Consider the following 22,800-nt stretch of genomic DNA (forward strand, 5'->3'; position numbering starts at 1 on the left):
ATGGGTTATTCAAAACCGCCCGTTCACGAATTAATGTGTTTATGACCACTTACGAAAAAATATTATTGAAGAATATGGAGCAGCCGGGATACACCGGTTCGTTGGCGGACTATGAAGGGACCGGTGGGTATAGAGCCCTTCGGACAGTTTTGAAGGAAATGCAGCCCGATCAGGTGATTGAGGTGGTGAAAAAGTCAGGTCTTCGCGGTCGTGGTGGAGCCGGGTTTCCCACCGGTGTGAAATGGGGATTCATTCCCAAGAATCATCCCGGTCCTAAATATTTGTGCTGCAACGCGGATGAAAGTGAACCCGGAACATTTAAAGACCGGCAACTCATGGAACGGGATCCCCATCAAATGCTGGAGGGGATGGCCATTACCTGTTTCGCCATTGGCGCACAAACGGCCTACATCTACATTCGAGGAGAGTTTCGTCTCGGTGCGAAGATTCTGGAACAGGCTCTTCAGGAAGCCAATGCGGCCGGGTATCTTGGCAAAAATGTTCTGGGGAGCGGATTGACGATCAATATTTTTGTCCATCTTGGAGCCGGAGCGTATATTTGTGGTGAGGAAACAGCTCTACTGGAATCATTAGAAGGGAAACGGGGCATGCCTCGCTTCAAGCCGCCGTTTCCGGCGACGCATGGGCTATATCAAAACCCCACTGTGGTCAATAATGTCGAAACGATGGCCAATGTTCCTCATATTATCAACCGAGGGGGAGAGTGGTTTGCCTCGATTGGCTCTCCGCCTAAAAGCTGTGGAACGCGGGTGTTTTGTTTGAGTGGACATGTAAAGCGGCCTGGCAATTATGAGGCTCCCATGGGCATTACATTCCGCGAATTGATTTATGAGTTGGGCGGAGGGATGCGATCGGATAAGCCCCTTAAGGCCTTTATCCCTGGTGGGGCCTCGGCTCCATTTCTGACGCCTGACCATCTGGATGTGAAAATGGATTTTGAGTCAGTGGCATTAGCCGGCTCTATGCTGGGATCCGGGGGCGTGACGGTGATGGAAGAAGGCACGAATATGGTGTGGGCCGCTCTCCGATTAATGGAATTTTTCTATCATGAATCGTGCGGAAAATGTACGCCCTGCCGGGAAGGAACTTCCTGGCTCGTTCAGACTCTTCAGCGAATCTGGAACAAACGGGGGCGTCCTGAAGATATTGGAGTTCTTGATGAACTCTGCGGAAATATCCCCGGCCGTACGGTTTGTGCGTTTGGTGATGCGGCAGTCTCTCCCATCGTGAGCACATTACTCCACTGGCGCGAGGAATATGAGGCTCTCATTCAGGAAGCTCTGGAGACGATGCCTCGCAACAAGGAAATTCCGGTTTTCTCGCATTGAGGATATCTGAAATGGCAACACCTCCAACGACCACTACAGACATGATTACCCTGACGATCGATGGAAAGGCGGCATCGGTCGCAAAGGGGACGCTGGTCATTGAGGCTGCGCGGCAGGTCGGTGTCATGGTGCCGCACTTTTGCTATCACCCGAAATTGACGCCAGACGCCAATTGCCGGATGTGTTTAGTGGAAATTGAAAAAATGCCTCGGTTGCAAACCTCCTGTAGTACGCAAGTGGCGGAAGGCATGGTGGTGAAATCGGCGTCTTCCTCTGTGGTACAAGAGGCACGCAAGTCTGTATTAGATTTTATTTTGGCCAATCACCCGTTGGATTGTCCGGTCTGCGACCAAGGGGGGCGGTGCGATCTTCAGGACTTTTCTCACGAATACACCGCGACGACAAGCGAATTTAAGGAACTCAAACGGGTCTTTCCCAAGGAGTATTTCAGCCCGCTGATAGAAACGCAGATGAACCGCTGTGTCCAATGTTTGCGGTGCGTGCGCTATTGTGATCAGGTCATGGATGTGAAAGCTCTGGCGCCTGCAGGACGCGGCACCATGACGGAAATCAAAGCCTTCGGGGCTCATGAATTGGATTGCGAGTTTTGTGGTGGTTGTATTCAGATTTGTCCGGTGGGAGCCATTACGAGTCGACTCTCCATGTACGAATTTCGCCCATGGATGCTGAAGCGGACGGACTCAATTTGCGGCTATTGTGGGGATGGGTGTCAAATCACCTTTCAAACGAAGAATAATGACCTCATCGAAGTGAATTCCACTCACGGGGCTGGCCGTAATAACGGTGATCTCTGTGCCAGAGGCTACTTTGGCTATCATGTCAGCGTTCATCCTGATCGGCTCACGGCGCCTCTCATCCGGCAAGGAGAAGCCCTTCAATCCGTGCAATGGGAAGAGGTCTTGGAACTGGTGGGGCAGCGTCTATTGGACATTAAAGCCAAGTATGGTCCCGATGCGATTGGCGGATTAATTACGGGACGATGCACCAATGAAGATATCTATGTGTTTCAGAAATTCATGCGTGGGGTGGTGGGGACCAATCGGATTGATAGCAGTGTGCGGTATGGCCATCTGAATGCGGTGCATGCCATGCAGCGGGTGCAAGGCACCCATCGTTGGGCCGTGAGCTTTGACGATATTCTATCGGCGGATACCCTTTTACTCGTCGGGACCAATATTACCGAAACCAATCCTATTACAGGGTTGAAGGTCAAAGAGGCGGTGAAACGACGTGGGGCGAAGCTGATTACCATCGAAGCCCTGCAACCTGCCATTGGGAGCATCAGCAATATTGTGAATCTGGCCCAACATCATCTGGGCGTCAAACCGACGGGCTATGCCGGAGCGATTTTGGGCATGCTGAAAGCGGTCGTGGATCAGCAAATGGTGGATCCGGAACTTCAGACCAACGCCTCGTCCTATGTCAACGACATGACCGCTACGCTGAAAGCCCTGTCCTGGAATGTGATTCAAGCGCAAACAGGATTGGATTCGGAAACGTTTACTCAAGCCGGCCAGGTGTTTGCCAAAGGGGAGAAGGTTGTCATTCTCGTCGGACCGGGAGTCCTGCGATCCGAGGGTGGATTCGGAATGACCATGAATTTGTTGGACCTCTTGTTGATAAGTGGAAAACTCACAAAACCCGGTTGTGGTCTTGCTCCTCTGGCGGAAGAAAATAATGATCAGGGAGCCTTTGAGATGGGAGGAATCGGATCGGTATTGCCTGGTGGACAATCCCTGGGTAGCCCGGAGGAGAGGACGCGAATGGCGCAAGCATGGGGTCGGCCAATTCCCGACACGCCAGGCTCTTCACTCCCACAGATGATTGAGGATGCGCAACAAGGCAGATTGAAAGCTTTGTTTGTCGTGGGTGAAAATCCCCTGGCTTCGTTGCCTCCGTCATCGGGTATACAGTCGGCATTAGAGAAGTTGGAGTTTCTGGTATGTCAGGAACTGTTTCTCACTGAAACCGCACAGAAAGCTCATGTTGTTCTACCGGCCTGTTCCTATGCTGAAAAAGACGGAACCTTTACCAATACGGAAGGGCATATCCAGTCAGTACGAAAAGCGATTGATTTGGTTGGTGAGAGTCGACCGGACTGGGAAGTGTTCTCTGCGCTGTCGGTGATGATGAATGATCCAATGGAATACGGAGACGTCAAGGAAATCGGCAAGGAAATCCATAATCTCCTCCCTGGAACACGCACCTTAGGGCCTGGTCCCTTACCCCCTCGCCCTAACCTGACGGTCATCGCAAAATACCTCACGTCGGATTATCAACGGGATATGGCGACGCGGTACCAATTGCCGGCAAACGATTCAGCCGATGATGCGGATGACATGATCTTGCAGGTTTCCCAATCCTTGTTTCATTCCGGAAAGCTTTCACGAAAGGCCAAAGGTTTGCTGCAGGTTGAGGCAACCGGCAAACTTTATCTGCATCCGAAAGACGCGGCTCGACGCGGGATTGGTGAAGGGGACACCGTGAAGGTGAGCAATCGTTTGGGGGAGGTGGTCACTCAGGTCGGACTTCGTGAACGTATTCCCAACGGTGTTGCGGTGTACCCTGAGCATTTTGATGAAGAGATACGCCGTCTAATGCCCTATAGTGTTGATCCGGAAACGCAGGTGCCCTCTTGCAAAGTGGCTCGTGTTCGCCTTGAAAAAATGGCTGGGATATGAGGCGGTTCTTAGCTTGTGGTTTGATTCATAGAGGAGAGGAGTGAATCCGTCATGGATACGGGAATTCGATTAGCCTTAACGTTAAGCCAAATTGGCGCAGTGATGGTGGCAGTGCTTCTTACCGTTGCTGCGCTTACCCTGCTGGAACGCAAGGTGTTGGGTTGGATGCAGGATCGGATGGGACCGATGGAGGTCGGGCCTTATGGCATCTTGCAACCGGTAGCCGACGGCTTAAAGCTCTTTTTTAAAGAAGATATCATTCCTGCCGGTGCCAATAAGTTCATGTTTAGCATGGCGCCAGTGTTGTCATTAGTTCCTGCCCTCATTGGATTCGCGGTGATTCCATTTGGCCCGGATTGGACGGTTGATGTCGGCGGCGTCAACTTTAAACCGTTTGTGATTACCGACATCAATATCGGCGTTCTCTATATCCTGGCGTTTGCTTCAATCGGGGCATACGGCATTATTCTGGGCGGATGGTCATCAAATAGTAAGTATTCCCTTCTGGGAGGTTTGCGGTCTGCGGCACAATTGATCAGTTACGAATTGAATGTGGGGCTTTCCATTGTCGGCGTATTACTCCTTTCAAGCTCCTTGAGTTTGGTGGCCATTACCAATGCGCAGGCAGGAGGGTTTTGGAACTGGTACTTTTTCGGAGGAGGGGGCTTTCCCCAAGCCGTGGCATTCGTCGTGTTTATTATTTCCTCGGTGGCAGAAACGAATCGGACCCCATTTGATTTACCGGAAGCGGAAAGCGAGTTGGTGGCGGGATTCTTTACCGAATATAGCGGAATGCGGTTTGCTTTCTTCTTTCTGGCCGAATACGGCAACATGATTTTGGTGTCGTGTGTGGCCACCGTATTGTTTTTTGGCGGATGGCATGCACCTTTTGAGTTTTTGCAAGGTCCGGAATCCATTCATTGGGCCACCGGTATATTTTGGTTTGTGTTTAAAGTTTCGAGTTTTTTATTTTTATTCTTTTGGTTGCGCGCCACGTTACCCCGCTTACGCTATGACCAGCTCATGCGGTTCGGGTGGAAGGTCCTCCTTCCCATCGCGTTGGCAAATATTGTATTGACAGCTATCATCGCATTTCTCTTTCCGGGAAGCTGAGAAGGTTGAATGGTATGAAACTCAAGGAGTGGGTTAAAACGCTTTTGTTTTATGAGATTGCGTTAGGGATGAAGGCAACCTTATCCCATTTACTCCGTTATAAGCCCATCACCTTACAATACCCGCACGAGAAGAAGCAGTTGCCGTCCAACTATCGCGGCATGTTGGCGTTACTGCGTTACGATGATGGCACGGAAAAGTGCGTGGGCTGCGATTTATGTGAGGCGGCTTGTCCCTCCCGTGTCATCCGGGTGGTGAGTGCCGAGGTGCCGGGGGAACCGACTAAGCGGTATTCCAAGGAATATTACATGGACATGACCCGATGTTTGTTTTGCGGGTTGTGTGTGAAGGCATGTCCGGTTGATGCCTTGGGAATGACACAGGAGTATGAATGGGCGGTCTATGATAAGCGGCAGCTTCAATTAAATAAGCAACAACTCCTGGCAATTGGTGATCGAAATTATCCGATTCGGGAAAAGCGCCTGGAATTTCAGCATCCCAATGTGGCCTATTTTAACGTAGGGTTTAAGGACATTCCTCAAAAAGAATAGTATCTGTTTTTGTCCGGCGCTACATTCGGTCTACATGCCGGTTAAGGAATATCCAAAAAGTTTTTGAAGAGCAGATAATGGGAACGATAGTTTTTTTCTATTTTGCCAGTGTGATTGTGGCGACGGCCGCTTTGGTGGTGGCCTTGAGAAGCCCGGTATATTGTGCGCTGGCGCTCCTGGTCATGTTCTTTCACGTCGCGGGCCTCTTTGTCACATTGCACGCGGAATTCCTGGCGGTAATTCAAATCCTGGTGTATGCGGGTGCCATTCTGGTGCTCTATCTTTTTGTGGTTATGTTGCTCAATTTGAAGGCGGAAGTACGCTTTCACCACCAATTGACCGTAGGCCTCTTTCTGGGATGCATGTTGTTTGCGGAAGCGGTTCTGCTGGTGGTTAAGGGCGAAACCTCATTGGGTGCGAACCTTCCTGCTCCGGGAGAGCCTACCCATTTAACCCAGGGCAATACGGAATCGATCGGTGAGTTGCTGTATTCCACGTATCTGTTTCCATTTGAAATCGCGTCTCTTATTCTCTTGGTGGCGATGGTGGGTGCGGTCATCCTCACCAAAAAGGGGATCTTGGAGGCGAAGAGTTAATGGACGTTCCGGTGAGTTACTATCTTGTGCTGAGCGGGATTGTGTTCTCAATCGGATTGGTAGGAGTGCTGATCCGACGCAATATCATCATCATTTTATTATCCATTGAGTTGATGTTGAATGCCACGAACATTAATTTTGTGGCTTTCTCTTCCTATTTGGGTAATCTTTCAGGTCAGGTGTTCGTGTTTTTTGCACTTACCGTGGCTGCTGCGGAAGTTGCGGTAGGGCTGGCGATTATCATCGCGCTCTATCGGCATTCGACCAGTACTAATATTGACAACTTCCGGTTGTTGAAATGGTAAGGCGATGCTCTACGCCTTAATTCCTTTCCTCCCACTCCTGGCCTTTGTCATCCTCGGGCTATTCGGTCACTGGATCAAAGACCGAAGCCATTGGGTGGCCGTTCCTGCCGTCCTGGGATCGTTCCTACTTTCCATCATGGCGCTTGTCGATGTGGCCGGTGGTCAAACGCTTCACATCCCTCTCTATACCTGGGCGGATTCCGGAAATCTGCATATTGCCATAGGGTTATTTGTCGATCAGCTCACCGTCGCGATGTTGTTACTTGTCACCATTGTGAGTTCCCTGGTCCATGTCTATACGATTGGTTACATGCATGGAGAGCCGGGCTACGCCAGATTTTTTAGCAATATCGCGCTCTTTACCTTTTCCATGTTGATGCTGGTGATGTCCGATAATTTCCTTCAGCTTTTTGTCTTTTGGGAGGCGGTGGGTCTGTGCTCCTACTTGTTAATCGGCCATTGGTATGAGCGTGAGTCAGCCAGAGCCGCGGCCACTAAGGCCTTTCTGGTGAATCGGGTCGGGGATTTTGGATTCATGTTGGGTATTCTGCTGGTCTTTGTCACCTTCGGCAGTCTGCATTATCAGGAGGTGTTTCCTCAGTTGGAGCAAAAGGCTGGTGATTTGGTCAATCTTCTTGGTTCAGTCGGAGGTCATTGGGAAATATCAGTGATGACCTTGATCTGCCTCTTTCTCTTTATCGGGGCAGTCGGAAAATCTGCTCAAGTGCCTCTGCATGTGTGGTTGCCTGATGCGATGGAGGGTCCCACTCCGATTTCAGCGCTCATTCATGCGGCGACGATGGTGACGGCAGGGGTGTTTATGGTTGCCAGATTTGCTCCGTTATTTAACCTTTCTCCCGTGGCCATGGATGTGGTGGCAGTGGTCGGTGGAGTCACGATGTTTATTGGAGCGACGATCGCGTTGACGCAAACCGATATCAAACGGGTTGTGGCGTATTCCACGCTCAGCCAACTTGGGTACATGATGATGGCCTGTGGGCTGGGTGGCTATATTGCCGGAATGTATCATCTTCTGACCCACGGGGCGTTTAAGGCCTTGTTATTCCTCGGATGTGGGGCCGTGATCATTGCTCTTCATCATGAGCAAAATATGAAAAATATGGGTGGACTCAAAGATAAGCTCCCTGTGACGTATTGGACCTTTCTCATTGGGGCCTTGGCCCTGTCCGGTTTTCCCTTCACTGCGGGATTTTTCAGTAAAGACGAATTACTCCTGGCGGCATGGATGTCCGGCGACCTGGGGAAAGTCCTGGCCGCCTTAGGATTACTGACCGCGCTCATGACGGCCTTTTACACTTTCCGATTGGTCTTTGTGACATTTTGGGGGGAATCGCGAGTGGATCCCCAGCATGCCAAGCATGTGCATGAACCCTCAAAAACCATGACGATTCCTCTTATGATTCTTGCCGTTCTGAGTATTCTCGCGGGATACATAGGAATTCCAGAGTTTTTGGCCCCCGCGTTTCCCGGTGCTGAGGGTGGTGGAGGTCATCATGAAGGATCTGCGGCCATGGGCATGATGGTGACGGCCACCGCAATGGGTCTGCTGGGGATTGCCGGCGCCTATTGGGTCTACGTGAAGTCGCCGGGTTTTCCGGACCGATTGGCCAATCAGTGGCAATCGCTGTATCAGTTGTCTTTGAATAAATGGTTTGTGGATGAAGCCTATGACCGGACCGTGGTGATGCCAACATTGAATCTCGCGGACCGGTTGTGGAAAAGAGTGGATATTGCGGTGATTGATGGTGCAGTCAATGGAGTCGCGCGAGCCGTGGCCTGGGGAGGATGGGTGACGCGAAGACTTCAAAGCGGACAAGCACAGAATTATGCGCTGGCCATGACGGTCGGCGCTGTGGTCATTTTAGGTGCGATGATCTTTTATTAGTTTGGGTGGCGGACCGTAGGATGGGATATTCGTGATGGTTCAACCGACAACCGTATGGCAGGAGATTATTCAATCGTGACTGAGATGGTCATTCCCACAGGGGGGATCCCCTGGCTCACGATTGTGCTTATTCTCCCGCTGCTCGGAGTGGTCGCGGTCTTGCTGGCTCAGGAAGCCCTTTCACGCACTATTGCGTTGACGGCGTCCATCCTGACATTGGTGGTCTCCCTGCCTCTGTGGTTCGCGTTCGACAATGCCAGTGCCGGCATGCAATTCGTGGAAAAGCATCTATGGATCAATTCTCCCGCGATCCATTATTCTCTGGGTGTGGATGGGATCAGCATGCCACTTGTCCTGCTCACGACCTTTCTCACTCCCCTCTGTATTCTGGTCTCCTGGACGTCGGTTCAAACCAGAATGAAAGAATTCCTGATCAGTTTATTGGTGATGGAGACGGCGACGATCGGCGTGTTTGCGGCCTTGGATTTTGTGCTGTTTTATGTGTTTTGGGAGACGATGCTGATTCCCATGTATCTTTTGATTGGGGTCTGGGGTGGGCCGAATCGTGTCTATGCGGCGATCAAGTTTTTCCTGTATACCCTGGCCGGCAGTATCCTGCTGCTAGTAGCGATTTTAGTGCTGTTTTTTGAAGGTGGGCGAACTTTTGATATTTTGGCCCTCACGCATGCGTCCTATGCCCCCGGGTTGCAATCCCTGCTCTTCTGGGCCTTTTTTGCCGCCTTTGCGGTGAAAGTGCCCATGTTTCCCTTTCATACCTGGCTTCCGGATGCTCATGTTGAAGCGCCCACTGCAGGGAGCATCATTCTCGCGAGTGTCCTGCTCAAGATGGGGACGTATGGGTTTTTACGATTTTCATTGCCCATGTTGCCTGATGCCTCGGTTGCCTATACCCCCGTTATCATGACCCTCTCGGTTATTGCCATTATTTATGGGGCCTATATGGCATTAGCGCAATCCGACCTCAAGAAACTTATTGCCTATTCCAGTGTCAGTCACATGGGATTTGTCACCTTGGGAATTTTTGCGTTAAATGCCCAGGGAATTGAAGGCGCGGTTCTTCAGATGATCAACCACGGGATTACGACCGGTGCCCTCTTTATGTGTGTGGGCATCATTTACGAACGGACACATAGCCGGCAAATTACGGATAATGGCGGGTTGGCGAACGCCATGCCTAAATACGCGACATTTTTTGTGATTTTTGCGTTGTCTTCCGTTGGTCTTCCAGGCATGAACAGTTTTGTCGGAGAGTTTTTAGTCCTACTTGGCACCTTTGCCTGGAGCAAGCTCACAGGGACTCTGGCCGCGTTGGGAATTATTTTGGCTGCCGTCTATATTTTGTATTTGGTGCAACGGATGATCTATGGGCCGGCCTCTCCGAAGATGCTCCCAAAATTAACAGATTTAAATGTTCGCGAATTTGCCATGCTGGTTCCGTTGGTGGTGCTGGTGTTTTGGATTGGGCTCTATCCAAAACCGTTGCTGGATGTGATGCATGCAAGCGTGGCGCGGGTCATTTCGTCTCAATCCACCTCGGTCCTGGTTCAGCAGGGAGGGGATGGCCCAGGTCATACCCTTGTGATGACGGCCGATCCATCCGGGCACCCTCTTATCATGAATGGTGAGGTCGCACCATGATGCTTCCTCTCGCCGATATTGTCCTTATTCTTCCTGAAATGCTCGTTGTGGGCATGGCATGTTTGATTCTCGTTCTTGATCCCATTACCCCTGCACACAAAAAAGAATTCCTGGCGTGGATGAGTCTCGGCATTCTCGTAGTATGCAGCGTGGTGACGGCGAGCGGTTTTGGCCAGCGAGTGATGGCGTTTAGTGATTTAGTGGTCGTGGATTCGTATGCCGTATTTTGGAAAATGTTGCTGTATCTCGTGAGTGGTCTGACCATTTTATTGTCCATGGGGTATCTAAAAGAGGAAAAGATCCAACTCGCGGAATACTATGCCTTTGTCCTATTGGCATTGACCGGCATGATGGTGATGGTATCGGGGGCTGATTTGCTCACGATCTATCTTGGAATCGAACTGATGTCGATTACCCTCTATATCATGGCCGGATTCAAGCGTTTTGAACTCAGGTCAATCGAGTCCTCTGCCAAATATTTTGTGTTGGGGGCCTTCTCCTCCGGGATTTTGCTCTATGGGATTTCAATTATATTCGGAGTCACGGGAAGTACGAGGCTGGTGGAAATTGCGGCCGTGGTCAATGGGCGGGGGATTGATGATCCGTTAGTGTTTATTGCGCTCATGCTGTTGATCGTGGGATTCGGGTTTAAAGTTGCGGCGGTGCCCTTTCATATGTGGACGCCCGATGTGTACGAAGGAGCCCCAACTTCGGTGACGGCCTTTATGGCGGTGGCTTCCAAGGCTGCCAGCTTTGCCGCATTCCTTCGAGTGCTCCTGGAAGCTTTCGGTGGAATTAAACCAGATTGGAATCTGTTGATCCTGGGCATTTGTATCATCACCGTGGCTCTTGGCAATCTTGTGGCTATTGTGCAGACCAACGTGAAACGGATGCTGGCCTATTCCAGTATTGCCCATGCGGGGTATGCCTTGATCGGGGTCGTCGTCGCCGGGTGGAGCGGTACGGAGTCGGCAGTTTCGGCTCAAGGCGTGTCGAGCTTGATGCTATATTTGGCGATCTATTCGTTTATGACGATAGGGGCATTTTCCATGGTGGCTATATTGCGGAAAGGCGGCCTCGAAGGTGAAGAAATAGAAGATTTCACTGGATTGGCCAAGCGACATAAGGGTGGTGCATTTCTCATGTTGGTATTTATGGTGTCGTTGGCGGGTATTCCTCCCACGGCCGGGTTTATTGGGAAATTGTATCTCTTTATGGCTGCCGTCAATGCGGGGTTGGCATGGCTGGCGATCATTGGTCTGATCTTTGCGGCCATTTCGGCTTTTTTCTATTTGCGGATTGTCATGGTCATGTATATGCGTGAGCCATCCTCCGAACAAGAATTACATACCCGACTTGTTCTTTCTCCCCAGGTATCGTTTGTGTTGGCCTGCGCAGTTGCCGGCGTGGTGTTACTCGGAATCTTTCCAGGTCCGCTGGTCTCGGTTGCAGACCTTTCCTCGCTCCCCATTAAATAAATATCGGTTGTCCTTTTCATGCCAGGCCTTTTGGGCTATTCATGGGCATGAAAGGGTTACGCGGCTTGTCCCAATCCTAATACTCCCACCCCGATCATCATCAGCACAGCACCGACCAACCGCTGCCCAACATATCTTTCCCTCAAAAAGAGAATGCCCCATATCACCGCAAAGAGCATGCTGGAGCGCTTGACGGCGATCACGGAGGGAACAGGACCAAGGTTGAGCGCGGTATTATGGAGGAGAAGACCGATGCCTTGAAACAGGCCGATGAGTATAAGGATTCCGACGGTGCGCGAATGAGGCATGCCATGGTTAGGTCGTGGCAGGAAACGGAGTCCTAATATAAATCCCAATGTCATCACACTGGTAAGGGAAAGACTCCAAAAGAGAGGAGAGGAATTTTGTACGCCGATCTTGTCGAAGTTGGATGTGAGACTATAGATGAAGGCCACCGCCAGCATGCGTCTGGGGCCCGGTTGTTGGAAGATGGCGACCAAAGGACCCAATAAACCTCGGTGCACCGACTGAATGTGTAGGACATATGCTCCAGCCACAATACAGGCAATGCCCGCAATATCCTGGGTCGTTGGCATCTCTCCCACCAGGAGAGGTGAGGTGAGTAATAAAAAAAGGGGGGTTAAGGAAACGAAGGGAATGGCCAAGGAAAGATCGGAGCTTTGTAAGGCCCTCATGAATTGGAACATGGCCAGGATATTCAAGGTCCCGCCCAACAGGAGGGCGGGAATATATTGAGGACCCAGTGGAGGAATTGAATCCGTGAACAGCAACATACCGAGTAACAATGGAATGGGAGTGGCACAAGCAGCTAAGGCGGCCAGTTGAGGTGAGACGGATCGTAGTCCCTGCTTACTCAATAGGTCTTTCAGGGATTCTCCGAGCGCAGCCAACAGGGCAAGAGACATCCAGCTCATGTTTTGATCCCCAATACAGAGAATCTCCAGGTGAAAGAATAGATCACTAATTTTTTCCGAATATACTTTGGCAGGGACGCATTCCCAGGATCTTACAAGGAATACCTGGATGCCACCAGTGGATTCACCTAATGTTCTTAAGAAGATGTGGAGACGAATCGGAAAGGGCGGCCGTAAGGACTTGACGGGGAAAACTTAGGAGGCCAGATGGTTAGGGCAGTGGTGGAGGACTTCCTGAAGAGCCGCATACAGTCGACTGAAATTGGCAGACGAGGAACTTTGGAGTGGTTGTGAGGGAAGAGAGCAGGTGGCTCCACGAGACAACAGATAGTGGGTCAGCTCCCGTTGTCCGGAGAGGACGGCAGAATGGAGCGGCGTCAGGCCAATGGTATTGGTGGCATCGATAGGGGCCCCGGAATCCAGAAGTAGGCGAGTCATGTCGGTATCTCCGGCCTGGGCTGCGACGTGCAGCGCAGTCCAGCCTTCTTTGAAAGACGTTTGAACGGTGGCGCCTTGAGCGAGGAGATATGACGCCATGCGTCGGTGGTGTTCCTGGACGGCGATGTGGAGGGGTGTGATATTCCCTTTAAGGCCTTCAATAAGGGCACCGTGTTGAAGGAGAAGGTTGGCGATATCCACATGACCCCCTTTCGCGGCGAAATGCAGTGGGGTCCATTCGGATTGATAAATAGCCCCGGGGTCTGCCCCGTTTTGTAACAGGAGTTGGGCAATCGTAAATTGTCCGGACCTTGCCGCGAAATGGAGAGGTGTGGCTCCTTGTGGCGTGCGCTGATTCACATCCGATCCTTGGTCTATTAACCGGTGTGTTAAGGTCACGTCCCGGTCTTGGATGGCTTGAATAAGGTCAGGTTGCGGGGGAGGGCTATTCCACTCTGAAGCAAATGCATAGGACAGAAGAATTCCAATGATAATCCCCACATATTTGACGATGATCAGTCCACGTGATTGGCGCATGAGAAAGCGTTCCTTGTTTTGGAGGTCAGAGCGTATGGAATAAGAACCGGGCTCACTGAGTATAAAAATGTAGGGAACGTCAAAATTGGTGGCCTCCACCATTCCCCATATGAAGGGGAGGGTCGGCGTCCTATTTGGTGAGGCCCACGGGTTGCGTCAGGAATCAATCTTGCCGAAACCCCGAACGATTCATGTTTATGCTGGAATACATGGGCATAGCTGGACCGGGATTCAGTGGGGGATGGGTTCGTCGACTGTTTTCCCCCTTTCCCCCCTCTAAATCTGATAAGAGGAAAAAAGAAAACATGGCCGAATTTTTGGAAAAATAACCCGGAGTATCGTTTCGGAATGTGTGAGGAAATGCCTGGGGCGGAGAGAAAAAAGAGGTTAGGTCTTGCCGGAGAAAAGTTTTTCTTTCCGGATGATGAATTCTTGTGAAGTCATGAGTTACTTGTCGACTAAGTCATTTGCTTTTTCCAATTCATCTGCAACCGACGCTAATAGGACTTTCCGTTCCCCTCCCGTCGGGTTCATGCTGAACGAGGGCATGTTGATCGGCCTGATGTATCAGCCCATCCAAAACATTGTGCCAATGGGATACCGTACCCAAGGATTTTTCATAGAGAATCCCCCCTTCTTTGGTTTCCATATTGAGAAAGCTGACAACATGGAAGGGTTCGTCTTCATCGTGGATCCACACAATGAGGTCGATTCGCTGGTTATCTTTGGTGGGAGAAGGGGTTTGCCAACTTTTTATCAGTCTTTCCGCGTTCACGTGCATGAGTTTTTGAAATGAGATGAGTGCTTTTGGGCCCGTTCGTAAGGTTTCTTGAAGGACTTCTCCATTTTTCACTAAAATCGAACCGACCAGGCTTGAAATATGAAGCAATCGTGGTGGGACTGCAGGAGAATGTAATAGGCAAATGGTGAGAGATTGGTCGTTCACGGCAATGCCTCCAAGCCCATCGCTTCCCATGAACATTTGTGATGGAATGAAATTGGTGCCGAGGATCCGGTTTTCTTCTTTTTTCTTTTTCGCGTGAGGACTCAGGCTTAAGGTGAGCACAATGCCCCCGAGTGTTAGAGATACAAACAGCACCACGAATATCAGGGTGAAATCCATCAATGAATCCTATGACTGTAAGGGGCCCTACGGTGTTATGGAAAGTGCAAAACGGCATATGAATCGGGGATGTGGGGGAATTTTTGTTGTCATCTTAAGACCTGAGTTAACCTCCAAGGGCGTGAACCGAGCAGAATATGCAGCAATGCCCTGATACTGATTGCTCTTCTTTCGCTTACCATGTGAATAGAAATTTTGGTTACGGAAACCAAGCCGAGAGGGGTTGTTCAAGATGTTGTATTTGGCATTATTTCGACCTGGCTCCCAATGTATTATTTCGGCAGAGTCGGATGTTTGCTTTATGGGGGGATCAGGAAATAATTTGTTGATGGAAACTTACACGGTTACTCATACGAGTTGTGTTTGGAAGATGAGGGTGGTGAACCACAAAACTTGAATGTCCGAAAAGTAGGGCGTCGACGGGGTTGCATAAGGGAACGAGCGGGAATAGGTGCTGGTAGCAAGAACTTCAGAATTCGTTGAAGTTCCCGAGGTCATTTGCTAAGCTGACCTTCCGTTTTTTTACCCATCAACAGAGACGAGTGGCAGGAGAACACATGGCAAGATTGGGGAAGGCGCTCATCAGCGTATCCGATAAAACTGGTGTAGAGAAAATGGCCAAGGGGCTGGCGGCACTTGATGCAGATATTTTGTCGACAGGTGGAACCGCCAAGATGCTCAGGGACGCGGGAGTGGCCGTGACCGAGGTGGCAGATTACACCGGGTTTCCTGAAATCCTGAACGGGCGGGTGAAAACGTTACACCCCAAAATTCATGGTGGGTTATTAGGGCGGCGTTCGGTCGATGCGCATGTGCGGCAGATGCAAGAACAGGGGATCGAGCCCATCGATGTCGTGGTTGTGAATCTCTATCCGTTTGAAGCGACCATTACGAAGCCTGGTTGTACATTTGAAGAAGCCATTGAAAATATTGATATCGGGGGACCGTCCATGCTCCGGTCGGCGGCCAAGAATCATGAGGATGTGCTGGTGGTGGTCGATCCACAGGATTATGAGCGGGTGTTGGAGGCCTTGCAGTCCGGGACCGTCTCCTTAGGATTGCGACGGGAGTTAGCCAAAAAAGTCTTTGACCATACCGCCAGGTATGACAGCCTGATCGCCAATTATCTCACCTCCAAGTTAGCCGATACCGCAGGGCAAAAATTTCCCTCGTTATTATGCCTGTCGTATGAAAAGGTCGAAGATTTGCGGTACGGGGAGAATCCGCATCAGGCCGGTGCGGTCTATCGTGATCGGCAGACCCAAGAAGCCTCCCTTTCTCAGGCTCAACAGCTTCATGGCAAAGCCATGTCCTATAATAATTACCTGGATGCCAATGCGGCGTTGGAACTTGTGAAGGAATTTGATGAAACCGCGGTGGTCATCGTCAAACATAATAATCCCTGCGGGGTCGCGATCGGGGATATGCCGGTCGAGGCCTATGTCCGGGCGCGAGAGACAGATCCGGTCTCGGCATTTGGCGGGGTCATTGCCTGTAATCGAAATGTCGATCTGGCCATGGCCAAAGAAATCACCTCGACGTTTGTGGAAGTATTGATTGCGCCGGCATTTTCGGATGAGGCCTTGGCGGAACTTCAACGGAAAAAGGATTTGCGGCTGTTAGCGGTGGGGGCGTTGGAGGGTGCTCAACGGGATGCGTTAGATATGAAAAAAATTGTGGGCGGGATCTTGGTTCAGGATCGGGATCTGGGATCGTTGCGTGAGATGGGAGACTTATCCATGCCGAGTGAACGTCAGCCGACCGACTACGAGTATCAAGCCTGCGATTTTGCCTGGAAAGTCTGCAAACACGTCAAGTCCAATGCCATTGTCTTTGCCACGCAGACCCAAACCGTCGGGATAGGCGCCGGTCAAATGAGCCGGGTAGATTCAGTGAAACTGGCGCAAATGAAAGCGAAGCTTCCCATCAAAGGGTGCGTGATGGCTTCGGATGCCTTTTTCCCATTTCGTGATGGCATTGATGCTGCCGCAGACGCAGGCATTACCGCCGTGATTCAACCGGGAGGGTCTATCCGGGATAAGGAGATCATCCAGGCCGTGGATGAGCATAAGATGGTCATGATTATGACGGGTATGCGTCACTTTCGTCATTAACCGAACTCCATCCGATTTTTTTTTCAGTCTTCCTGGATTGCGGTTGTTCAGCGTGATGCCGGGTGTGTTTTCGGATCGGAGAGTTGGAACCGGGCTTCGGGTCATCAGTAGTAGGATAGGGCACAGGCCATGTTGGCGCATTCCCCCATCCTCGGGATGGAGCGGGAAGGGAAAGCAATCCGTGTTCCGATGAACGTATTCATCATAGGCAACGGTGGACGAGAACATGCACTCGCGTGGAAGCTTGCGCAATCCCCTCGCGTGACCAAACTCTTTTGTGCCCCCGGCAATGCGGGGATCGCACAGGTAGCCGAATGTGTGCCACTTCAGGTGGACGACCCTGAAGGCCTCAAGCACTTCGCACAAACCCACGAAATTAATCTGACGCTGGTTGGACCGGAACTGCCGCTCTCCCTAGGTATCGTCGACGAATTCCGAAAATCCCATATGCGGATTTTTGGTCCCACCCGCAATGCGGCCCTCATTGAATCCAGTAAATCGTTTGCCAAAGAACTCATGGTGCGGGAAAAAATCCCCACCCCATCTTCCCACACGTTTGACAAACTGGAGCCGGCGTTAACCTATCTGGAATCCTGTCCGCTCCCGGTCGTCGTGAAAGCAGATGGTCTGGCGCAAGGCAAAGGGGTCATCATCTGTGCGACCAGGGCCGAGGCCCGTGAGGCAGTTTGCAGCATGCTGGAAGAGCAGCGCTTTGGAAAGGCCGGCGCCCGGGTGGTGCTGGAAGAATTTCTTGATGGAGAAGAACTCACGGTCATGGCCTTTGCCGATGGTCGTACCGTTATTCCGATGCTGCCTGCTCAGGATCATAAGCGAATCGGTGAGGGGGACACCGGTCTCAATACCGGAGGGATGGGGGCCTATGCACCGGCCCCGTTGGGAACACCGGAACTCCGGCAGCGGATTCTTGATGAGGTGTTGTGTCCGGCGGTCACAGGGTTGTCCCGGGTGGGGAGTCCATTTTACGGCGTGTTGTACGCGGGGATTATGGTGAAGGATGGGAACCCGTATGTGCTGGAATTTAACGCCCGCTTTGGTGATCCTGAAACGCAGGTCGTGTTGCCACTCTTAAAAACGGATTTGCTTGATGTGCTTGAAGCCGTGGTCGAACATCGTTTGGACCAACTGCAGGTAGAGTGGCATGATCAGGCGGCCGTGTGTGTAGTATTGACCTCCGGCGGATATCCAGGGTCCTATCAAACGGGTCTCCCGATCACCGGCCTGCCGGAAAAAGAGTCGAAGTCCGTCATGGTGTTTCATGCCGGGACCACTCATGCCAATGAAAAGATTGTCACGAATGGGGGGCGGGTCTTAGGGGTGACCGGGCTTGATTCAACCCTGGCGGGAGCCAGAGATCATGCCAATCAGGCCCTCGCCTCGATTCAGTTTAAAGGCCGGTACTTTCGTTCGGACATTGGCCACCGCGTGCTGCAGGTTCCATCCTGATTTAAGAGGCCCCTCCTGTGGCCACCGTTCTCCAACTCAATTCCCCACCATCGCCTCAACTGATTCATCAGGTTGCGCAATGTCTTCAGGATGGCGGAGTCGTGGCTCTGCCGACCGACAGCTTTTACGCGCTCGCGGTGAGTCCCTTCAATGAGATGGCATTAGAGCGGCTGATGGATATCAAAGGCGAACGCAACCACAAACCCTTTCCGGTGTTAGTGGGTGACCCATCGCAACTGGACTGGCTGACGGAAGTGATTCCCGATGTCGCTCGAACACTTATGAAAGAGTTCTGGCCCGGTTTGCTCACCTTGATCTTTCAGGCTCGTTCAACTTTGTCTCCCATTCTGACCGGCGGCCAGGGAACCATTGGTATCCGGCAGCCGAATGATCCACGAGTCTGCGAACTCATGACGCACATCGGGCCGCTTACCGGCACTAGCGCCAATCGAAGCGGGCAGCCGCCGGCAGAATCCGTGGGAGATGTAATGGAACAATTAGGGGCAATGGTTGATGTGATTGTTGATGGTGGCCCTACGCCCGGTGGTCAACCCTCTACCGTACTCCAGGTTTTGCCAGAGGCTCGTATCCTTCGTGAAGGGGCTATTTCCCGCCTGAAACTTCAAGAAGTCCTTGCCTGCAAAGGAAAATCTCTTTCCTGGTAGGTTTCTGAGAAATTCTCAAACATCATTGAATGAATGAGATTGGTCCCCTTCACCATCTGCTCTCCTGTTTTGTCTGCATGGGGCGTTGTCCTAAGGCAACCAAGGAAAATGAAATTGTTGTGTTTAAGAAAACCTCTTGAAGTATCTGATCTATTGGATATAATCTTACTAGTAAGTTTATAGAAAAGGAGGATAACATGGCGTCTATAGCCACAACAAAACTTTCGTCCAAGGGCCAAGTCGTCATTCCGGAAGAGATACGAAAACAACTGGGCTTAAAAGAAGGCGATCAATTTGTGGTCGTGGGGCAAGATGACGCGGTCATTCTGAAAAGCATCAAAAAGCCTGTCTTGAATGAATTTGATTCGCTTATCGATAAGGCCAGGCGGCAGGCGAGGGACGCCAGGTTGAAGCGTTCGGACATTGGGAAGGCCATTGCCAAAGTCAGAACCACTTCATGAGGCTCGTCCTTGACACCAATGTCTTTATTTCTGGTGTGTTTTTCGCTGGACCGCCTTTTGATATTCTGAAATCTTGGAGAGTTGGCCAAATTGAAATTGTCGTCTCTGCTGAAATTCTTGACGAATACCGACGAGTTGGAGTTGAGCTGTCCGAGAAATACACAGAAGTTGACCTTACTCCGTTTCTCGAGCTTCTGATCTCCCATGCCATCGTCGTTCATGCACCCCCCTTGGATGAACGTGTGTGCTCCGATCCTGATGATGATAAATTTATGGCTTGTGCTCTGGCAGGCCGGTCAAAATTTATTTGCAGTGGTGATAAGGCCCTCCTGAAGATATCGGGATACAAGGGGATTTCGGTCGTGACACCCAGAGTATTCGTGGATCAATACCTGCCACAAAAGAAATAACCAATTGGTTGTTGACCTCCTTTTCCAACTAAGTCTCTTGGCAGGGGCCTGTCCTGTTGAAGTGTTTGACTATTTGACATAATTCGTGAGTTGAGCAAGGATTCGTCTGGAATACCAGCGGTTCTAATATGGTTCCGGCCTTACAGATTTAAAATGTGTTTCGGGAATTCATTTTAGCCTCTTCCATTAAAAAAGGCTGGCAGGTGAACGCATCGTATTTTGCTCACCAACTCTTGTGTCAACGTAATGTTCTATGTTGCCGGGACTCGCCCCGGCTGGCGAGGCCCTTTTGTTTCGGCAAAAGGTCCCAAAACCAGTGACGCCCCGTCTGGCCTCATTGAAAGGGGATGGACGCAAGGCTGAAGAGGGCGGACCAACTCGCTCCGCTCAAACAAGGCCCGCCAGCGGATGAGAGCGTCCATCTCTAGGGCCAGACGGCAGGCGTCGGGCTATAAGTGGTACTTTTAGAAACGCTCATACTAAGAACGAGGAGCTAAAAATTCTGCATGATTCGTTTGGAGGCTGGCGGATGGTTTCATCATCTTTCTTGATGCGGAAAGCAGGGAAGACGGACGGGACTTGCAGCCTTTTGTCTTCAAAAACGGAATGTGGGTTGGTTCTAAGGTATGAGAAACATGAAGGAATCGCAGTCAAATGGATTTGGACTTGCCCGGATAAAATGCATAAGCGAGCGAGCTTTACAGACCAATATACTCACTAGTTAGATTCTTGCGTGCCGAAGAGGGAAGAGAAAATATAAATGATGAATAAAGAACTTGAAAAGCTGTTTAATCCTCCATGGTTAGAATCAATTAAGAGACTCCAAAAGCAGACGGATCTTGCTATTTTAGCGTTACGAGAGTCTGAAGCTTTACGCTCCATCAAAACACTAGGTGAATCTGCCAGGCTGGCTTCTTTAGCATTTTGTGAATCGGACCTAATGAAGACTGCTCGGATGGTTGCAGAAAGCAGCAAACTGGCGTCGCTCGCGTTCCGCGAGTCAGATGCCATGAGGTTAATCAAAGAGATGACAGAATCAAGTCGCTTTGCTGCACTCGCATTGCAAGAATCAGAAGCAATGAAATCTTTCAGAGCTGTTGCGGAATCAACTAGATTATCTGCTATTGCATTCCAGCAATCTGAGACGACAAAGCAACTCAAGTGTCTCGCTGAAACCAGCCAGCTAGCTTCTATTGCGCTAAAGCAATCGAAAGCTTTTGAAAAGTTGTCACAGCTCAGCAATCTGGAGTCATTTAAAGCTCTTTCTCGCTTGATAAATTCTCCGTTCCCTGAACAGGCATCTTTAGCGTTTGTGATAGATATGGCGTATTCAGAAGCGATTGACGACTCTCTTATAGAAATAGATGCTGAAATAAGAGAAGAAATATCGTCCGTAACTGACTTTAATGCGCTACCAGAAAAAACAAAAAGTATCTTACTTTACCTGTATCACACCTATTTTTTGCCGGTTTTATTAAGCTGTTTGTCGGCATACGTAATGACAAATGCGGTTAAAGCTAAAATAGAAACTGTTAGAGTAACCACGCCTGGTGAGGCGAGAGCTTTTGTTAGAGAGACCAACAGAAAATTCGATCGGTCTGCGTTAAAAGCGTTTCGTATCACAACAGCTAATGCATTGAACTTTAGAGACAATTCCAGCATGAAATCTGAAATTATCACGACTCTGCCAGTTGGAACTTTGGTCGAAGTTATAGATAAATCCAATCGGTCTTGGCTACTCGTTGAAGTCGAAATTGATGGTGAACTTGAGCAAGGATGGATTTTTAGACGTTACACAGCGTATTTCAGATGAATCTAACTAAGCGCTGCTTTCGGATAAATTTTACGCTGGGCTCTAAATTTGCCGCAGAGCGCGGCGTTCAGCCGACCGCAGGCGGCGGACGGGGTGCTGACGGAGTTGACGGGGGCCGTGGCTGCTCGACGTGAAATAGAGGGGAATTGATGAGCGGTCGGCTGAACAGAGTCGTGTCTGGCCGTGCGTTCCAGCCCCCCTGCGGCAACCGAACGCGCGGCTCGAATCGACGAGCCATCGGCCCGCCTCTCAGCCGCGCACTCTGTTATGCCGCCTCGTAGGTCCGAAAATGTCCAGTTCTCCTACTGACCATCGCCCACTCCAGGGCGGCGTACTAATCATCGGCTCGCTCCTTTGGCGTGAAGATGACATCCGGTCAAAGTGGCGGAGCCGTCTAGATATGGAGCGAAAGCAGCGTATTCATGCTCCAATACGGTATGGCCGACTGTCTGCAAAAAACACCGATAGTCCGTCGTACACCATGGTTTTCGCGCGTTCCTGCGCGCGACCTCGGCGGCGTCTCGGCACAGCGTGGGCGGTCCCGTTTCGAACACCAACGGATGGGGAGGAGGAATTGAGGGTCGAAGCCTCGGAGCTTGCGCGGGCAGAGACAAATCGCGCGACCTATAGTCAACTGTCTAATGACTGGTTTACCGTGGGCATCATTGTCAATCCACACAGCCCAATGCGCCGCGACATTCAGAAGTGGTGGGGCCGAGTCTATGGGCAAATTCGGGATGATCACGACCTTCGACGTATCCATCTGAAGTCTGAAGGATCCATCATCACTCGTGACGGCTGTGTTCGCGTATCGTGGCCGGACATCGTGGAAAGTGGCGGCACGCTCGATTACGATTACCTGCTCGCCACGCCAACAGTCCCGGAGATCAGCGGTGGTCGGTATCCAACCGTGCGGCAGATCGCGTCTTCTTGGGCTAGAAACGACGAGTACTTCCGACGAAACATTGATTCTTTCATAACCACGGCCCAGGACCGCGAGCTCCAGAAGCACTTGGAGCGCGGGCGTTCAGTCGGCGGCATAACGGAGGTGTGAAGCTGACGGGCGGATTGTTCTGTCGCGGAGCTGCTGGTGAGAACTCGTATCGCAGTTCAGTTGGTGTTCCGCTGGTGTGGCCCGCAGCTTACACTAATTGCGTTCAGCCGACCGCAGGCGGCGGACG

Annotated in this window: 19 protein-coding genes; 16 read left to right on the forward strand and 3 right to left on the reverse strand. The window is 50.9% G+C overall.

Annotated features, from left to right (window positions below; all coding sequences use genetic code 11):
- Window positions 1–41 precede the first annotated feature (41 nt).
- The 9 genes from nuoF (at window position 42) to PJI16_14290 (ending at window position 11,659) form a co-directional block, all read left to right on the forward strand.
- Window positions 42–1,349, forward strand: a complete 1,308-nt coding sequence (gene nuoF / locus PJI16_14250) for an NADH-quinone oxidoreductase subunit NuoF (GenBank protein ID MDT3778723.1) — start codon at window positions 42–44, stop codon at window positions 1,347–1,349.
- Between the two features lie 11 nt (window positions 1,350–1,360).
- A complete protein-coding gene (locus tag PJI16_14255; GenBank protein MDT3778724.1) occupies window positions 1,361–4,051 on the forward strand; it encodes a molybdopterin-dependent oxidoreductase in 2,691 nt (896 codons plus the stop codon).
- 51 nt (window positions 4,052–4,102) lie between these two features.
- Window positions 4,103–5,164, forward strand: a complete 1,062-nt coding sequence (gene nuoH / locus PJI16_14260; GenBank protein MDT3778725.1) for an NADH-quinone oxidoreductase subunit NuoH — start codon at window positions 4,103–4,105, stop codon at window positions 5,162–5,164.
- Between the two features lie 14 nt (window positions 5,165–5,178).
- On the forward strand, window positions 5,179–5,715 hold the full coding sequence (gene nuoI / locus PJI16_14265) for an NADH-quinone oxidoreductase subunit NuoI (protein MDT3778726.1): 537 nt from the start codon (window positions 5,179–5,181) through the stop codon (window positions 5,713–5,715).
- Window positions 5,716–5,792: 77 nt separating this feature from the next.
- Window positions 5,793–6,311: an NADH-quinone oxidoreductase subunit J gene (locus PJI16_14270; protein MDT3778727.1), complete on the forward strand. Its 519-nt coding sequence runs from the start codon at window positions 5,793–5,795 to the stop codon at window positions 6,309–6,311.
- Window positions 6,311–6,616 (forward strand): NADH-quinone oxidoreductase subunit NuoK, encoded by a 306-nt coding sequence (gene nuoK / locus PJI16_14275; GenBank protein ID MDT3778728.1) that lies wholly within the window; start codon window positions 6,311–6,313, stop codon window positions 6,614–6,616. Before PJI16_14270 ends, nuoK begins: the two co-directional genes overlap by 1 nt.
- Window positions 6,617–6,620: 4 nt before the next feature.
- Window positions 6,621–8,522, forward strand: a complete 1,902-nt coding sequence (gene nuoL, locus PJI16_14280; protein MDT3778729.1) for an NADH-quinone oxidoreductase subunit L — start codon at window positions 6,621–6,623, stop codon at window positions 8,520–8,522.
- 84 nt (window positions 8,523–8,606) lie between these two features.
- Complete coding sequence (locus PJI16_14285) at window positions 8,607–10,181, forward strand: NADH-quinone oxidoreductase subunit M (protein ID MDT3778730.1); 1,575 nt, start codon at window positions 8,607–8,609, stop codon at window positions 10,179–10,181.
- Window positions 10,178–11,659 (forward strand): NADH-quinone oxidoreductase subunit N, encoded by a 1,482-nt coding sequence (locus PJI16_14290; GenBank protein MDT3778731.1) that lies wholly within the window; start codon window positions 10,178–10,180, stop codon window positions 11,657–11,659. The genes PJI16_14285 and PJI16_14290 overlap by 4 nt, the downstream gene beginning before the upstream one ends.
- A 56-nt stretch (window positions 11,660–11,715) precedes the next feature.
- Here the strand turns inward: PJI16_14290 and PJI16_14295 are convergent, their stop codons facing one another.
- The 3 genes from PJI16_14295 to PJI16_14305 form a co-directional block, all read right to left on the reverse strand.
- Window positions 11,716–12,594, reverse strand: a complete 879-nt coding sequence (locus PJI16_14295) for an EamA family transporter (GenBank protein MDT3778732.1) — start codon at window positions 12,592–12,594, stop codon at window positions 11,716–11,718.
- Window positions 12,595–12,789: 195 nt separating this feature from the next.
- A complete protein-coding gene (locus tag PJI16_14300) occupies window positions 12,790–13,569 on the reverse strand; it encodes an ankyrin repeat domain-containing protein (protein ID MDT3778733.1) in 780 nt (259 codons plus the stop codon).
- Window positions 13,570–14,050: 481 nt separating this feature from the next.
- A complete protein-coding gene (locus tag PJI16_14305) occupies window positions 14,051–14,692 on the reverse strand; it encodes a hypothetical protein (GenBank protein MDT3778734.1) in 642 nt (213 codons plus the stop codon).
- Between the two features lie 557 nt (window positions 14,693–15,249).
- On the opposite strand from PJI16_14305, the gene purH reads away from it, so the two are divergent.
- The 7 genes from purH to PJI16_14340 all read left to right on the forward strand — a co-directional run bounded on the left by purH (window position 15,250) and on the right by PJI16_14340 (window position 22,673).
- Window positions 15,250–16,806, forward strand: coding sequence for a bifunctional phosphoribosylaminoimidazolecarboxamide formyltransferase/IMP cyclohydrolase (gene purH / locus PJI16_14310; GenBank protein ID MDT3778735.1), 1,557 nt, complete (start codon window positions 15,250–15,252; stop codon window positions 16,804–16,806).
- Between the two features lie 189 nt (window positions 16,807–16,995).
- On the forward strand, window positions 16,996–18,270 hold the full coding sequence (gene purD / locus PJI16_14315) for a phosphoribosylamine--glycine ligase (protein ID MDT3778736.1): 1,275 nt from the start codon (window positions 16,996–16,998) through the stop codon (window positions 18,268–18,270).
- A 17-nt stretch (window positions 18,271–18,287) separates the two neighbouring features.
- Entirely contained in the window at window positions 18,288–18,935 is a 648-nt protein-coding gene (locus PJI16_14320) for an L-threonylcarbamoyladenylate synthase (protein ID MDT3778737.1), read from the forward strand.
- Window positions 18,936–19,132: 197 nt separating this feature from the next.
- Complete coding sequence (locus PJI16_14325) at window positions 19,133–19,396, forward strand: AbrB/MazE/SpoVT family DNA-binding domain-containing protein (protein ID MDT3778738.1); 264 nt, start codon at window positions 19,133–19,135, stop codon at window positions 19,394–19,396.
- The gene (locus PJI16_14330) at window positions 19,393–19,806 is read left to right on the forward strand and encodes a putative toxin-antitoxin system toxin component, PIN family (GenBank protein ID MDT3778739.1); all 414 of its coding nucleotides are present in this window, start codon (window positions 19,393–19,395) and stop codon (window positions 19,804–19,806) included. Before PJI16_14325 ends, PJI16_14330 begins: the two co-directional genes overlap by 4 nt.
- 760 nt (window positions 19,807–20,566) lie before the next feature.
- Window positions 20,567–21,619 carry an SH3 domain-containing protein gene (locus PJI16_14335; GenBank protein MDT3778740.1) on the forward strand — a complete coding sequence of 351 codons (1,053 nt, stop codon included), beginning with the start codon at window positions 20,567–20,569 and terminating at the stop codon, window positions 21,617–21,619.
- A gap of 400 nt (window positions 21,620–22,019) precedes the next feature.
- Window positions 22,020–22,673, forward strand: coding sequence for a hypothetical protein (locus PJI16_14340; GenBank protein MDT3778741.1), 654 nt, complete (start codon window positions 22,020–22,022; stop codon window positions 22,671–22,673).
- Window positions 22,674–22,800 lie beyond the last annotated feature (127 nt).

It is taken from the genome of Nitrospira sp. MA-1 (assembly GCA_032139905.1).
Lineage (GTDB): Bacteria > Nitrospirota > Nitrospiria > Nitrospirales > UBA8639 > Nitrospira_E.